This is a genomic window from Thioalkalivibrio thiocyanodenitrificans ARhD 1, assembly GCF_000378965.1.
Taxonomy (GTDB): Bacteria; Pseudomonadota; Gammaproteobacteria; order Ectothiorhodospirales; family Ectothiorhodospiraceae; genus Thioalkalivibrio_A; species Thioalkalivibrio_A thiocyanodenitrificans.
This window is the reverse complement of the sequence record NZ_KB900536.1, coordinates 552,021-567,145: the sequence shown is the minus strand read 5'-3', so window position 1 is coordinate 567,145 and position 15,125 is coordinate 552,021. Positions and strand designations below refer to the sequence as shown.

Sequence of the window (15,125 nt, the reverse complement as noted above, 5' to 3'; positions counted from 1 at the left end):
ACTGACGCGAAGCGCCCGACCGGCCCGTCTGCCGGGATGCCAATGAGCGACCCATCAAGGAAGCGCCCATCATCATGACCCTGTCCCCCGTCGCCCGCGTCCTGTTGCCCATCCTCATACTGGCGCTCGGGATCATCGGTTTTCTGATTCTCAGGGCCACGGCCCCCGAGAGCCCGCCCATGGAGGTGGGCGAACGGATCTGGCGGGTGAACACGGAAAGCGTGTCGCCATCGACCATGGCACCATCCCTGAGCCTCTATGGCCACGTGACCACGCCGCGCACGGCTAACCTGCGTGCCGCGGTGGAAGCGGACGTGCTGGAGACACCGGTGGAGGAAGGCCGGCGGGTGGCAGCAGGCGACGTGCTGGTCCGCCTGGACCACCGTGAGATCGATTTCCTGGTGATTCAGCGGGAGTCGGATGTGGCCGACATCCGCGCGCAGATCAGCGCCGAGCGGCTGCGCAACGTCCGGGACCGCGAGGCGCTGAAGCACGACGAGGCGCTCCTGGACCTGGCCGAGCGCAGCGTGACGCGGGCACGGGACCTGTTCGAACGAGACGCGGGCAGCCAGAGCGCACTGGACGATGCCCGGCGGACCTACGAGCAGCAGGCCCTGGCGGTGAACGCGCGCCGTCTGGCGCTGGAGGACTTCGACGCCCGTATCCGACAGCTGGAGGCGCGGGCCCGACGTGCCGAGGCGCAACTGGAGGATGCGCGCCTGGACCTGGCGCGCACCTCGGTGACCGCCCCCTTTCCCGGCCGGATCGCGCGCCTGTCGGTGTCGCCCGGTGACCGCGTGCGTGTGGGTGACCCGCTGATCACGCTCTACGACGCCGAGGCATTGGAAGTGCGCGCGCGCATTCCCGCGCGGTATCTGCCCGTCGTTCGCGCAGCGCTGGATTCCGGCGAACGCCTGTCTGCCCGTGGCGAGATCGACGGCGAGTCCGTCCACCTCGAACTCACCCGCCTTGCCGGCGAGGCGCCCGCCACCGGCGCCGGCGTGGAGGGCTTGTTCCGGGTGACCGCGGGAGGCGAACACGCCGCACTTGGGCGTTTCATGACGGTCCACCTGAAACTGCCCGATGAGCAGGACGTGGTGGCCCTGCCCTTCGAGGCGCTCTACGGCACCGACCGGGTCTACCGGATAGAGGACGGCCGCATGCGTGCCATCTCCGTGGTGCGGCGGGGCGAGTGGATCGACGATGACGGCCGCGAACGGGTGCTGGTACACAACCCGGAGATTCGTGACGGGGATCGGCTGGTGACCACGCGCCTGCCCAACGCCCTGGACGGCCTGCGGATCAGCACGGACGCGGACTGACCATGGCCCGGCGCCGCGGCATCATCTACCTGTTCCTGTGCCATCGCGTGGCCGCCAACCTGCTGGTGGCCCTGATGCTGCTGTCCGGGGCCTGGGCGTTGAAGGAACTCAATACCCAGTTCTTCCCCAATTTCGCTCTGGATTTCGTCACGGTGCGTGTGATGTGGACCGGCGCCAGCGCGGAGGATGTGGAGACCGGCATCGTCACGCCGCTGGAGCAGGAACTGCGCACCGTGGACGGGCTGCGCAACATGACCTCCACGTCGGCCCTGGGAGTGGGTTCCATCACCATGGAGTTCGAATCGGGCACCGACATGTCACTCGCCACGGATCAGGTCAAGGACCTGGTCGACCAGCAACGCAATCTGCCGGAGGCCGCCGAGGAGCCGGTGGTCACCCGTGTGATCCGCTACGAACCCATCGCACGCCTGCTGGTCACCGGGCCCGAAGACATGCGCCAGTTGCGGCCCCTGGCCAGGGACTTCGAGCAGCAGCTTCTGGACCGGGGCATCGCCCGCATCGACTTCAAGGGACTGCCCGAGGAGGAGATGGCCATCCAGGTCCCCATGGCACGCAGCCTGGAACTGGGCATGAGCCTGGACCAGATCGGAGACCGCGTGGCGGGCCTGTCCCGGGACCTGCCCGCCGGCATGGTGGGCCGGGACGATACGGCGCGGCAGCTGCGAAGCCTGGAACAGCGCCGCGAGGAGATGGCGTTCGCGCGTCTTCCCCTTCGATCCGACGCTGAAGGCGGCCTGATCCGGCTGGGCGACGTGGCCGAAATCGAACGACGCGCCCGTGACAATCAGGTGACCGTGCGCTATCACGGGCAACCGGCAGTTGAGATGCAGCTGCAACGCAGCGAGACCGCGGACGCGCTGGGCTCCTCCGCCATCCTCCACGACTGGCTTGCGGAAGTGACTCCCACCCTGCCCCCGGGGGTCGAACTGCATGTGTACGACCAGTTCTGGGAACTGATCCACGAGCGCATCATGCTGTTGCTCAAGAACGGCATCGGTGGTCTGGTGCTGGTGCTGGCCATCCTGTTCCTGTTCCTGAACGGCCGGCTTGCGCTGCGGGTGGCGCTCGGCATCCCCGTGGCCTTCACCGCCGCCTTCCTGGTGCTGTGGCTGCTGGGCGGCAGCATCAACATGATCTCCCTGTTCGGTTTCATCATGTCGCTGGGCATCATCGTGGACAACGCCATCGTGGTGAGCGAGCACGCCTACACCCAGTACCAGCGAGGCATGACTCCCACCCAGGCGGCCGAACGCGGGGCACGGCGCATGCTGGCCCCGGTGATCTCCGCGTCACTCACCACGGTGGCCGCTTTCCTGCCGCTCATGCTCATCGGCGGGGTGATCGGCAACATCCTGTTCGACATACCGCTGGTGGTGGTGTGCGTGATCCTGGCAACGCTCCTGATCAGTTTCCTGATCCTGCCGGCCCATCTGAAGAACAGCATGGAAAAGGTGCGCCCGCCCCGGGAGGGTTCGTTCCGCGCCCGTTTCGACGCGCGCTTCGAGCATTTTCGCGAACACAGCTTCCGGCGCATCGTGCAGGGGGCGGTGGGCCAGTCCGGCATCACCCTGGCGGGCGCCGTGGCAGTGCTCATCCTGGCCTTTGGCCTCATGGCCGGCGGGCGCATCGGCTTCACGTTCTTTCCGAGTCCCGAAGGCACGGTGGTCAACGCGGCGGCCAACTTCGTGGCCGGCACGCCGCCGCAGCGGGTGGAGGCCTTTCTGGAGCATGTGGAAGAGTCCCTGTTCGATGCTGAAGCGGCGCTGGGTGGCGGGTTGATCCGCAACGTGGTGGTGCGTCTGGGCACCGGCGTGGAACAGGGCGGCGCCACGCAGGCCCCCACCGGCGACCAGTTCGGTGCCATCCTGGTGGAACTGGTCTCGCCGGACCGGCGCGACGTGCGCAACACACAGCTCATCCATGCCTGGCATGAGCGCGTCCGTGAACCCGCCGGCATCGAGGTCTTCAGTATCACCGAGCGCCAGGCCGGCCCGCCCGGGCGCGATGTGGACGTGCGGCTGACCGGTACGGATCCCGACACGTTGAAGGCAGCGGCCCTGGATCTGGCCGAGGCCATGAATGACTATCCGGGTGTCTTCGCGGTGGAGGACGACATGCCCTTCGGCCGCGAGCAACTGATCTACCGCTTGCGTCCCGAGGGGCTGAGCCTCGGGCTCACCACCGACTCACTGGGCCGCCAGCTTCGTGCCGCCTTCGATGGGCGTCTCGCGCAGATCTATCAGGACGGCCTTGAAGAGGTCGAGGTGCGGGTGGTTTTGCCGGACGCCGAACGCCACCGCACGGCCACGCTGGAACGGTTTGCCGTGGTCCTGCCCGACGGCGGCATCGCGCCGCTGGATACCGTTGCGGAACTGCTGCCGAGGCAGGGCTTCGAGACCCTGCGTCACGCGGACGGCCGCCTCGCGGTGTCGGTTTCGTCCGAGGTGGACCGCACCCGGAACAACGCGGCCCGCATCCGCGACCAGCTCGCCCGGGACGTGCTGCCGGATCTGGCCCGGCACTACGGGGTGGAATACTCGTTCGAAGGTCGGGCAGCTGATCAGGCGGAGACCCTTGGCGACATGCGCATGGGTCTGTTGTTCGCACTCGCCATGATCTACCTGGTGCTGGCCTGGGTGTTCGGATCCTACGGCTGGCCCCTGGTGGTGATGGCGATCATCCCCTTCGGTGTGCTCGGCGCGCTGGTGGGCCACTGGCTCATGGGGCTGGAACTGACCATCCTGTCCCTGTTCGGCCTGTTCGGTCTCACCGGTATCGTCGTCAATAATTCCATCATCCTGGTGAGCTTCTACCAGTCCCTGCGAGAGGAAGGGCTGCGACGCGAGGCGGCCATCGTCGAGGCCTCCTGCCAGCGCCTGCGCGCCGTGCTGCTGACCTCGTTCACCACCATTGCCGGCCTGACGCCCCTGTTGTTCGAGCGCTCGGTGCAGGCCCAGTTCCTGATACCCATGGCGGTATCCATCGTCTTCGGGCTCGGGGTGTCCACCGTGCTCGTACTCGTGGTGATCCCGGCCCTGCTGGCGGTGCACGAACGCATCGCAGACCGGCTGAAGCACCGGGCCGACGGGCCGGAGGGCGGCCTTACGCACGTGCCGCGCTGATCCTGCCCGGTTCACCCCTGTCGGGTGATAAGCTGGTGGCGATTCAAAAACAGGCATGGAGACCGTATGGCGTCGTGGAAGGTCCGGTTGACCCCCGGTGATCACGAGTTTCGGGTGGAAGGCGAAGAGAGCGTGCTGGAATCGGCACTGCGGGCCGGCGTGTCGGTGGGCTACGGCTGCAGGAGCGGCAACTGCGGAGACTGTCGCGCCCGTGTTCTCTCCGGTGAGGTGAGAAAAATCCGGCCGCATGACTATGTCTTCAACGAGGCGGAAAAGCTGGCGGGCTACGCGCTCATGTGCTCGGTCACCCCGGCCTCCGATCTGGTCATTGAGATGGATGTGGCCGCGAGCCCGGACCAGATCCCCCTCCAGCAGATCACCACCACGGTCCGCGGCATGGAGCGCCCCAATCCGCAGGTGCTGATCATGCGACTGCAGACGCCGCGCACGCGGCGTCTGCGTTTTCTCGCCGGGCAGCAGGTGCGGCTGAGCATGGACGACGGCTCCCCGAGCAGCACGCAGCCATTGGCCAACTGCCCCTGTGACGACCGCAACCTGGTCCTGCACCTGTCAGCGGATTCCCGAGATCCCTTTATCACCCGCTGTTTCGATCAGGTGGAAAACGGGGAGCAGGTGGAGGTGGAAGGTCCCCTGGGACACTTCGTGCTGCCTGATGAGACGCCGCGGCCCCTGCTGTTTCTGGCCTGCAACACGGGCTTCGCGCCGGTGCGCAGCCTGGTGGAGAATGTGCTCGCCCAGGAGATCACCGAGGAGATCGACCTGATCTGGGTGGCGGACGAGGCCACGGGCCACTACCAGGACAACCTGTGCCGCTCCTGGCAGGACGCCTTCGACAATGTCCATTTTCAGTCGGTGGACTGGACGCCCGGTATGGACATGGACGCCCTGAGTGCCCGATTGCGAACCGCACTCGCGGGCATCGACGACCCGGCGCGCCGTCATTGCTTCATCTCCGGCCCCGGGGAGTTCGTGCGGCTGGCACGGGAACTGGCCCTGGCGATGGGAATTCTTCCGGACCATCAGCGGGTTCAGGAAATGCCACAGGCGACCGTGAATCCAGGCTGAAGGTTGTCGCGCGTCCTCCGGGCGGCACCCGGCGACGGGCGCGATGGCCGCACGATACTCGGGCGTCCCGGTCACCGCCTTGCGGCACCATGAACCCCGGATGCTCAGGGAAAGGCGGGTACCGTGGCTTCCGTGCCCTCGACCCGGGCCTCCGGATGGTGGCTGATGATGAGGTCGATCACCGGTTGTTCCGACCGCTTGGGCACGTCCACGATCACCAGGACCTGTCCGTCCCGGATGGCCTCTTCAAAGGCCCTGAGCCGTGAACTGGGTGCGGACAGGCCGATCATGCTCGATGCCCAGGCCCCGACACCGGCGCCCGCGAGCGTCGTCCCCAGGATCGCGCCGCCACCGAAGGCGAGCCCCACCCCGGGCAGCACCATGGCCGCCAGTCCGGCCAGGGCGCCCGTGGCACCGCCGAGTGCCAGACCGCGTTCAACCGCGGGGATGAAATCCGACTCCTGGAGCAGGCCCGCTTCGGGCAGATCGGCGTCGGTCACCGCCTTTTCGTCCGACGCAACGACGTGAATATGGCGTTCCTCCACGTGGTGCAGCAGCAGGTCGTCCACGATACGCCGCGTACTATCCACATCGGGAGCAAGGAAATATAGTCGTCTCATGAGGGGTCCTCCTTGTTCAGCGATCTCCCTTGTCATTGGGTATAGCAGATGGCGGGTCGGTTGGCGTACCGGATTCCGTGGCGAGGGCGAACGGCGACCATTCAGAAAACTGCGGGACCCGGCCGGAACCGCAGGATGCGAAAAGACCGCGGCGGCTGACCTGACGGTGATCCCGGCCCCCTCAGAAGCGCTGCTCAAGAATCAGCGCCCGCCCCTCGTTGCGCATCTCCACCATTCTGAGAAAACTCATGCCAAGCAGGGTCATGGGCGGCGCATCGCCCGCGATCACCAGGGCCTCCACCCTGCGCTGCTCGATATCGCCCACCCGCACCCGTTCCAGGGTGACCCGATAGGCCGGGGCGGTGCCCGAGGCGGTCTGGACTGCGGTCGGCTCGCCGCGCGCATAGTCGATGCCCAGGCGGCGCGCCTCGATGCTGTTCATGGCCACGGCCGTGGCGCCCGTATCCACGAGAAACGTGACGGTCCGGCCGTTGATGCTGCCGATGGTGGTGTATGCCCCCGAGGAATCGGCGAGGATCTGCGCACGTGCCATGTCACGTGGCTGAAAACTGCCGCCTGCGCGGCTGCCCAGCATCACCTGCCTTGGCTGCCCGGCAATCTCCAGCAACACGTGACCCGCGCGGCTGTCCGTGGACAACAGGCGGATACCCTGCTCCGGGGCCTCTCCGACACGCAGCACGATTCGCTCGCCGTTTACCTGAACCATCGCCCGGTCCGGAAAGATGCCCAGCACCAGCACGTCCCGGGCCTGGAGGGGATGTGCGAGGAGCGCCAGGAGCAGCAGGAGGAGGCGTGTCTTCATGGGGTCACCCGAGTCAGAGACAAGGTTCAGGATAAAGGATACGAGAGAGAAGCGCCCCATGCGTATTCCCCTCCGGCGGGACTCGACACTAGCAGGCTGTTGAAAAACCCTCGGGCGGCGCCATGCTGCGTTGGAAAGCGGCTCAAAATGCTCATGTACTCCCGTGTACACTGCGCTTTTACGCCACTTTCCGCCTTGCCTGGCATCCGCCGGAGACTTTTTCAACAGCCTGCTAGGGCTGCACCAGCCACCAGGCCAGAAGCTGAAGCACGATGAGTGCATAGACGCCTGCGACGATGTCATCCAGCACGATCCCGGCGCCGGTGTGCACGTGCCGGTCGAACCAGCGAGCCGGCCAGGGTTTGACGACATCGAACAGGCGGAACAGCGCGAACCCCGCCAGCACCCAGAACCAGCCCGATGGCGCCGCGATCATGGTCACCAGAAATCCGGCGAACTCATCCCAGACGATCCCCGGATGGTCATGAACCCCGAGCCGACGGGCACTCTCACCGCAGATCCGGAAACCCGCCAGTGTCACCAGCAGCGTGACCGCCACATAGGCCCACAGCGGCAATGGCTGGAGAAGCAGAAAGAGCGGAATGGCGGCGATCGTGCCGGCGGTACCCGGCGCGACGGGCGACAGGCCGGAACCGAACCCGAAGGCCAGAAAATGCACCGGATCGGTGAACACGGTGCGCGCCGGGGGCGGTGAAGTTCTGGGCATGAAAGAAGATCCGCTTGGGAATGAGGCCGGCCGGTTCAGGCGAAATGCTGATAACCGAACCGGGACAATGACATGGGTTGTCCGTCCATGTCCTCCACATGCAATCCCGCCGACCGCTCCACGGTGCCGATCCGCGTCCACCTGACCCCCGGTTGCGTCCCGATCAGGAACTCCATGTCCGGCGGCATGGTGAACAGCAACTCGTAATCGTCCCCGCCCGATAAGGGCAGTGACCAGTCAATGACCTCTCCGCTGACGGCGAGGAATTCATCCGACAGGGGCAGTTGCGCCAGATGGATACGGGCTCCAACGCCGGATGCGTCGAGCACGTGACCCAGATCCGCCAGGAGTCCGTCGGAGATGTCGATCGCCGCGTGGGCCGAATGACGCAGGGCGATCCCCGCCTGTATACGCGGCCGGGGACGCATCAGCCGCTCAACGAGCCGTTGTCCTGCAGGATCGATCTCCGATTGCTGCGCCAGGAGACGCAGCCCAAGGGCCCCATCGCCCAGGGTGCCGGTCACGTAGATCCCATCCCCTGCCCTTGCCCCGCTGCGCCGGAGTGCCTTGCCCTGCGGGACCAACCCCATCACCTGGACGGTGACGCTCAATGGCCCGCGGGTGGTGTCTCCACCCACCAGATCCACGGGGTATTCCCGGGCCAGGGCCTGGAAGCCAGCACTGAATTCCGCCACCCACGTGTCATCCGCCTCCGGCAGGGTGAGGGCCAGGGTGGCCCAGGCGGGATCGGCACCCATGGCGGCCAGATCGCTCAGATTGACCGCCAGCGCCTTGTGGCCGAGGGCCCCCGCCGGCGTCTCCTTCGGGAAATGCACGCCTGCCACCAGGGTATCCACGCTGACCGCCAGCTCATGTCCGGCAGGCACCTGCAGCAGCGCGGCGTCGTCACCCACGCCGAGGGTGACATCCCGCCGTGCGGCGGGCCAGGTGAAGTGGCGGCGGATGAGGTCGAATTCAGACACGGATCAGGGTGCGTGAACTTCCGATTGCGGTGTGTAGGCGGCCATGTCTCGATCGAAAGGACGGCCTGCTTTCTTATCCTGCTTTTCCAAACATTGGACAATCATTGCATTGCATTGGACCACGGCCAGCCCTTTATCATCTCCGAAGCACAAAAGCCGGCAACTTCCCGGCGATGCCTGTCATGGCTCCGTCACGGTGATCGGTTTCTCTTCGACGCCCGCATAGAAGACGATGATGACCGCATCGGCACTGCCCTGGTTCATGCCGTAATGCGGCGTATCCACCATCTCGATGATGGCATCACCGGCCTGCAGGTGCAGGGTGGATCCCCCTGAGCCTACTACAGTCAACTCCCCTTCCAGAAGCACGCCGGCATTGATCACCGGGTGATGGTGCAAGGGCAGCCGGGTGCCGGCCGGAACGCGTATCCGGAGGATGGTGACCTCAGGCTGTCCCCGGGGATAGTCGGGGAGCCGGGCGCCGTCCCAGCTGCTCGTCGAGCGTGCCAGGGTCTCTACCTCTGCAGCGGGCCCGTCCTCACCGTCGGCAATGGCAGCCGGTGGCAGGGCAATCAGAAGCAGGAGAAAGGCGGACAATATGCGCATTTGGATACCTCGGATCATTCACGGACTGGAGGCCTGATGGACCTGGCACGTCGATCAGTGAGCATGAAGGCACCCAGATTGGCGAAGAAGCCCACCACGAGTCCATCAATACCGTACGGCGTGCCCAGGCCATAGTTCCACAACAGGGTACCGGCGATCCCCGCCGCGGCGCCGGCGACGAAACGCCTGCGCCCGACACGCAAGCCAAGCAGCGCCGCGACAAGCGGCACCAGCACCGTCGGCGCCCAGAAATTGTACGCGTAGATCAGAATATCGATGACGCTGTCTATGGAAAGGGCGAAGATGACGGCCATGGCACCGGTGAGCAAGGTCGTCACGCGAGCCAGACGCAGCTCACCGGCGGCGGTCAGCGGGCGGGGCCGCAGGGGCTTGACGATGTCGTTACTGAAGGCGATCGCGGCGGAATTGAGGAACGAATCCGCCGACGACATGATGATGGAGATGATCGCTGCGGCGACGATGCCCTGCAGAACGGGCGGCAGTGATTCCCTGATGACATACGGCATGGCCAGGTTGGCGTCGAGGGCGGGATTGAGCGCCAGTGCAACCAGCCCGATCAGGCCGGTCACGGCAAAAAAGGGGATCGAAAAGAGGCCGCTGAGCAGGGTTCCATGGATTACGGCGCCTGGGTTTCTGCCGATCAACAGTCTCTGCAGGTAGGGCGGCACCAGCGTCTCGCCGAGGACAAATGTCAGAAACAGCGACGCAAGGGCAATCATCGCCCGCGGTTCGGTGGGCAGTGAGAAATGCTCGGCGGGCACATGCGTGCTCAACACTTCCCATCCGCCGGCATGCTGAATACCTGAATACATGGCCAGCGGAATGCCGATGGCCAGTACAACGAACTGGATGATATCGGTCCAGACCACGGCCCGCATGCCGCCGATGGTGGCGTAGGCGATGACGATGCCACAACCGAGCAGAACGCCCCAGACGCGATCAATGCCGAGAAACAGGTTGAATATGTAGCCGATGGCACCGACCTGCGCTCCCAGGATACCCGCGCACAGAATGACGCCGAACACACCGCTGAATACCCGGGCCCCGCGTCCGTAGCTCGGTTCCATGATGTCACCGACGGAAATCGCCTCAGGGAAGCGGCCGATCCTGGGCGCGATGTAACGCGCCACCAGAATCTCCTTGAGACTGAATCCCCACAGGGCCACGATGTTGGCGATCCCCGCCAGGAAGACCTTCTCGGCATTGCCCATGGAGAAGCCGCCACCGATGAAGGAGGCGGACAGGGTGGCAAAGATGGCCAGCGGGCCGTACGCCTTGCCCGCCGTCGCATACTCCTTCAGGCCGCTGATGTTGCGGCCCGCCCACACGCCGACCATGAGAATGACAGACAGATAGCCCGAGATGATGATGTTCTGCACGTTGTTCTCCGGTGACGCTGCCGGGAACCGGGTTGAACCCGATGGGCTGGTTCGGGCGGCCGCATCTGTTCAAGAGAATCAAACAGGTCTGCCGGCCCTTGCGGGTCACCTTACCTGAAGTGGTGCCTCAAGCCGATCATCAGACCCCAGGCCCGCAGCCTGGCCCGCGTTTCCCCGACGCCAACCCGGGCGACCGGATCTCCTCCGCGCACGACGTCGATCTCGTCATGAGCCGTGGTCACCCGCCCATGGTCACTGTATGTCAGGCCCACATCCACCAGACTGTCTGAAGACAGGCGAACACCGGTACCGAGGGTGGCCATCCATGCCGGACCGATACTGCGGTCGCCGGGCACGACGGTCAGGGCCGGCTGAGCGGGCAGCGCCGGAAACTCGTACACCATGGTACCGATACGATTGCGGGCCACACCCAGGCCGGCCCCGAGATAGGGTTCGAAGACACCGAAATCGCGTCCGCCCATCGCGGCGATATCGAGATAGGCTTTCAACCCCGCCCGCGTGTGGCTCACGTTTCCACGCACCGGCTGGTGATCCCCGCTATCGAGAAAGTTCGCATTCCCGCTGAATCCGAAACGCGGTTGATGGCCGACCACGAGTTCCACCCGCCACCCCTCGACAGGCCCCATCCCGATGGCCAGTTCGCCACCGAGGCTGGTGCCGAAATCGCCGCGCGCACCGATCGGTCGACCGTCCTGTCCCCGTACGCATCCGAAGTAGGCCGCCACGCCGCCCGGCGGCTCACAGCTCCGGTCGCTGAAGGTGGCGCCCCGCGAGTACTCCTGACTCAGGGAAAGGCGCCAGTAGTATTCGGGCCCGGCCATGGCCGGGCCTGCCGCCATGGCCAGAGCCAGAGTACTGAACAGGGGGTACCGGAATCGAGTCATCTGATTCTCCTGGAAAATACTGCGCGGAACATCGGCAGGCCCCGGCACACGCAACGGGCGACCTCTCACGGCCCGGCACGTGAGTACCTGGCACCCATGCCCGGGGCAGGATTGGCGACAAAGTGTACATTCCCCCGGCGGTGTTTACCCATCCGACCGGAGATGGCCGGGCCAATTGTCGTCAGGGCATCCTGTCGACGCCGGGGAGGAGTTTACGCCGGGCTGTATCCCAAAGGAGCACCGCGCTAAGTTGGTGATTCTCCGTGAATAGATTAGAATCGGGCTGACTACCAATAAGAGGCACCCGGCGCAGGTCATACCGCGTGGCCGGTCCGGATGAACCCATGAGTCCCGGTTCGCAACCCAGTGGACAAACAAACTGATTCCCCAACATTGGTCCTGCCGTCATCCGACGTGGAGCAGGCGGAGCGCCATGGCGCCTGCCTGGTCGTGATCCTCGGCGACCGGCTGGGCGCGCGCCTGGAACTGGAACCGGATCAGAGCGCGATGGTGATCGGGCGCGGCACGGACGCCGATTTTCAGATTGCCTCTCTCAGTATCTCGCGCAGGCACTGCCGCATTGTCCCCCACGACGGCCGATACTGGATCGAGGATCTGCAATCCACCAACCACACCTTTGTCAACGAGAAGCCCATCGACAAGTATCAACTGCGCGACGGTGACAGGGTGCGCATCGGCAATTCAGTACTCAAGTTTCTCGCCGCGGGCAACATTGAATCCAGTTACCTGTCAGAGATGCATCAGAACGCCCTTCGCGACGAACTGACCGGTCTGTACAACCGCCGTTACGCGATGGGTCTTCTGTCCGACGAGATCTCGCGTTGCAGGCACGAGGAAAAAGCAACACTGGCGCTGGCGATCATTGATGTTGACCGCTTCAAGGAGATCAATGACAGGATCGGGCACCTGGCCGGGGATGCCGTGCTCAAGCAGATCACCCAGGTGCTGAACAAGCGCGTGCGCTCGGGCGATACGCTTGCCCGCATCGGTGGAGAGGAGTTTGCGGTCATCATGCCGAACACGACGCTGGCCGGCGCGCACGAAGCCTGTGAGCGTTTGCGCATCGCCGTCGAGAGACACGGGTTCCGACTCGAGAACGGGCAACCGCTGGAGGTGACCATCAGTATCGGCCTGGCCGACTGGCAGGACGGCATGGCCGAACTCGGCGACCTCATGCGCACCGCCGACCATCATCTCTACGAGGCCAAGAGCACGGGCCGCAACCGTCTGCGAGCGCCCGATCCGGCGACCTGAGACGCCTGACCTCACCCTGCCCCGCGTGCGACACCCCCGGCCGACCCGGATCCCCTATATCTCGCGCAGTTCCCGCCTGAGCTTGTCGAGCACACCGTTGACATACTTGTACGCATCGGTGGCGCCGAACTTCCTGGTCAACTCGACGGCCTCGTTGATCACCACCCGATAGGGAATGTCCATGCGCTCCTTGAGTTCGAAGGTGGCCAGCCGAAGGATCGCCCGCTCCACCGGGTCAAGCTGCTCCACCGCCCGGTCCATATGGGGCGTGAGCAGTTCATCCAGATCCGTCACCTCGTCCGTAACGCCGAGGAGCAGATCCCGGAAGTATTCCCTGTCCGCCTTCTCCAGCTCCGGATCATCCCGATACTGCAGGAGGATGTCCTTGGGCTCGTAGCCGGTCATCTGCCATTGGTACAGTGCCTGCATGGCCACACGCCGGGCCTGCCGACGTGCATGACTGAGTCGACGTGCCTCCGCTGAGCTCAAGGTCAGGCCTTCAGGCGTTTCATCAGGCTCACCATCTCCAGGGCCCCCATGGCGGCGTCCACGCCCTTGTTGCCCGCCTTGGTGCCCGCGCGCTCCACGGCCTGTTCGATGGTGTCGGTGGTGAGCACGCCAAAGGACACCGGCAGGCCCTGCTCCATGGATACCGATGCCAGACCCTTGGCGCATTCGCCGGCCACGTAATCGAAGTGCGGGGTGGCCCCGCGGATTACGCAACCCAGCGCGATGATGCCGTCGTACCTGCCCGACATGGCCATGGCCCGGGCCGCCAGGGGAAGTTCATAGGCACCGGGCGTGCGCACGATCGTGAGGTCCTTGTCCTTCACCCCGTGACGCCGCAATGTGTCCACCGCCCCTTCCAGCAGGCGTTCCACGATGAAGCTGTTGAAACGTGCCAGCACGATGCCGTAACGCCCCCCGGCCGCGCCAGTGAAGTCACCTTCAATTGTCTTGATCGAGTTCATCATCAGTCCAGTCTGTCCAGAGGATTATCGGCAACGATACGGCAGATCCACCACAGAGGCGACCTCCCTGTCTTGAATCCTGCATCCTGCATCATGTCTCTGATCAGTCATTCACATACTCCACGACCTCCAGTCCGAAGCCACCCAGCCCGTGGAAGCGCTTCGGTGCGGAGAGCAGCCGCATCTTCTGCACACCCAGTTCGGCGAGAATCTGTGCGCCGACACCATGCGTGCGCAGTTCCGCTGGCTCGGTTTCGTGTTCCGTGACCTCTCCCCGGTCGGCCAGGGCCATCTCCCGGATGCGGCGCACCAGTTCCCGCGGTGACTCCGGCTTGCGGATGATCACGGCCACGCCGGTGCCCGCCTCGGCGATGCGCGACAGCGCATCGCGCAAGGGCCACCCGCACTGGGGTCCGTTGTAGGCCAGCGAATCGCACAACGTGTGCTCCACGTGAACACGCACCAGTGTGGGTGTCTCACCCCGAATGTCGCCCATGACCAGGGCAAGATGCACCTCCCGGGCGATCATGTCCTCGAAGGCCACCAGCCTGAACTCACCCATTTCCGTCGGGAAGGGCGTCTCCGCCACGACCTCCACGCTCTTCTCATTCTCGATGCGGTAGCGGATCAGATTCTCGATGGTGCCGATCTTGAGACCATGCTCCTGCGCAAATCTCTCCAGATCCGGACGCCGCGCCATCGTACCGTCCTCGTTGAGAATCTCGACAATGGCCGCCGCCGGCTCGAAGCCCGCCAGACGCGCAAAGTCGCAGCCCGCTTCGGTGTGGCCCGCGCGCACCAGCACGCCGCCGGGCTGAGCCATGAGCGGGAACACGTGTCCCGGTTGCACCAGGTCAGAGGACCGCGCATTGGGGGCGACTGCCGTGCGGATGGTGTGGGCACGATCGTAGGCAGAGATGCCCGTCGTCACCCCGTCGGCCGCCTCGACGGAAACGGTGAAGTTGGTGCCGTGCTGATCGTTGGTGTCGGTGACCATCAGGGGGAGATTCAGTTGCCGGCAGCGCTCACGGGTCAGTGTCAGGCAGATCAGCCCGCGCCCGTAACGGGCCATGAAATTGATGTCCTCCGGGCGCACCATGGAGGCGACCATGAGCAGATCGCCTTCATTTTCGCGGTCTTCGTCGTCCACGATGACCACCATGCGCCCCTGGCGCAGGTCCTCGATGATCTCTTCGGTGCTGTTGAAGGGCATGGTCATCCCGGTGCTGTAGACTTCATTCATGAAAAGACCGAATGGAAAGGA

14 protein-coding genes are annotated in these 15,125 nt (G+C 65.0%); 4 read left to right on the top strand and 10 right to left on the bottom strand.

Annotated features, from left to right (window positions below; translation table 11 throughout):
- Positions 1-74 precede the first annotated feature (74 nt).
- The 3 genes from THITHI_RS0102600 to THITHI_RS0102590 all read left to right on the top strand — a co-directional run bounded on the left by THITHI_RS0102600 (position 75) and on the right by THITHI_RS0102590 (position 5,551).
- Positions 75-1,322, top strand: coding sequence for an efflux RND transporter periplasmic adaptor subunit (locus THITHI_RS0102600; protein WP_018231515.1), 1,248 nt, complete (start codon positions 75-77; stop codon positions 1,320-1,322).
- A gap of 2 nt (positions 1,323-1,324) precedes the next feature.
- Positions 1,325-4,465, top strand: coding sequence for an efflux RND transporter permease subunit (locus THITHI_RS0102595; protein ID WP_018231514.1), 3,141 nt, complete (start codon positions 1,325-1,327; stop codon positions 4,463-4,465).
- 66 nt (positions 4,466-4,531) lie between these two features.
- Positions 4,532-5,551, top strand: coding sequence for a 2Fe-2S iron-sulfur cluster-binding protein (locus tag THITHI_RS0102590; protein ID WP_018231513.1), 1,020 nt, complete (start codon positions 4,532-4,534; stop codon positions 5,549-5,551).
- A gap of 104 nt (positions 5,552-5,655) precedes the next feature.
- Here THITHI_RS0102590 and THITHI_RS0102585 read toward each other — a convergent pair whose 3' ends face one another.
- The 7 genes from THITHI_RS0102585 to THITHI_RS0102555 all read right to left on the bottom strand — a co-directional run bounded on the left by THITHI_RS0102585 (position 5,656) and on the right by THITHI_RS0102555 (position 11,615).
- Positions 5,656-6,171 (bottom strand): hypothetical protein, encoded by a 516-nt coding sequence (locus THITHI_RS0102585; protein WP_026186003.1) that lies wholly within the window; start codon positions 6,169-6,171, stop codon positions 5,656-5,658.
- Positions 6,172-6,352: 181 nt separating this feature from the next.
- On the bottom strand, positions 6,353-6,994 hold the full coding sequence (locus THITHI_RS0102580; RefSeq protein WP_018231511.1) for a retropepsin-like aspartic protease family protein: 642 nt from the start codon (positions 6,992-6,994) through the stop codon (positions 6,353-6,355).
- Positions 6,995-7,226: 232 nt separating this feature from the next.
- Complete coding sequence (locus THITHI_RS0102575) at positions 7,227-7,721, bottom strand: phosphatidylglycerophosphatase A family protein (RefSeq protein WP_018231510.1); 495 nt, start codon at positions 7,719-7,721, stop codon at positions 7,227-7,229.
- A 35-nt stretch (positions 7,722-7,756) separates the two neighbouring features.
- Entirely contained in the window at positions 7,757-8,704 is a 948-nt protein-coding gene (gene thiL, locus THITHI_RS0102570) for a thiamine-phosphate kinase (protein ID WP_018231509.1), read from the bottom strand.
- Positions 8,705-8,884: 180 nt separating this feature from the next.
- The gene (locus tag THITHI_RS0102565; protein WP_018231508.1) at positions 8,885-9,310 is read right to left on the bottom strand and encodes a cupin domain-containing protein; all 426 of its coding nucleotides are present in this window, start codon (positions 9,308-9,310) and stop codon (positions 8,885-8,887) included.
- Between the two features lie 14 nt (positions 9,311-9,324).
- Positions 9,325-10,710: a sodium:solute symporter family protein gene (locus THITHI_RS0102560; protein ID WP_018231507.1), complete on the bottom strand. Its 1,386-nt coding sequence runs from the start codon at positions 10,708-10,710 to the stop codon at positions 9,325-9,327.
- Positions 10,711-10,820: 110 nt separating this feature from the next.
- Entirely contained in the window at positions 10,821-11,615 is a 795-nt protein-coding gene (locus tag THITHI_RS0102555) for a hypothetical protein (RefSeq protein ID WP_018231506.1), read from the bottom strand.
- Between the two features lie 393 nt (positions 11,616-12,008).
- Here THITHI_RS0102555 and THITHI_RS0102550 point away from each other — a divergent pair, with 393 nt between their 5' ends.
- Positions 12,009-12,890, top strand: a complete 882-nt coding sequence (locus THITHI_RS0102550; protein WP_018231505.1) for a diguanylate cyclase — start codon at positions 12,009-12,011, stop codon at positions 12,888-12,890.
- Between the two features lie 54 nt (positions 12,891-12,944).
- Here THITHI_RS0102550 and nusB read toward each other — a convergent pair whose 3' ends face one another.
- The 3 genes from nusB to ribBA all read right to left on the bottom strand — a co-directional run bounded on the left by nusB (position 12,945) and on the right by ribBA (position 15,074).
- Positions 12,945-13,379: a transcription antitermination factor NusB gene (gene nusB, locus THITHI_RS0102545; RefSeq protein ID WP_033336896.1), complete on the bottom strand. Its 435-nt coding sequence runs from the start codon at positions 13,377-13,379 to the stop codon at positions 12,945-12,947.
- Positions 13,380-13,381: 2 nt separating this feature from the next.
- Positions 13,382-13,861, bottom strand: a complete 480-nt coding sequence (gene ribH, locus THITHI_RS0102540) for a 6,7-dimethyl-8-ribityllumazine synthase (protein WP_026186000.1) — start codon at positions 13,859-13,861, stop codon at positions 13,382-13,384.
- 103 nt (positions 13,862-13,964) lie between these two features.
- Positions 13,965-15,074 carry a bifunctional 3,4-dihydroxy-2-butanone-4-phosphate synthase/GTP cyclohydrolase II gene (ribBA, locus tag THITHI_RS0102535; RefSeq protein ID WP_026185999.1) on the bottom strand — a complete coding sequence of 370 codons (1,110 nt, stop codon included), beginning with the start codon at positions 15,072-15,074 and terminating at the stop codon, positions 13,965-13,967.
- Positions 15,075-15,125: the final 51 nt, after the last annotated feature.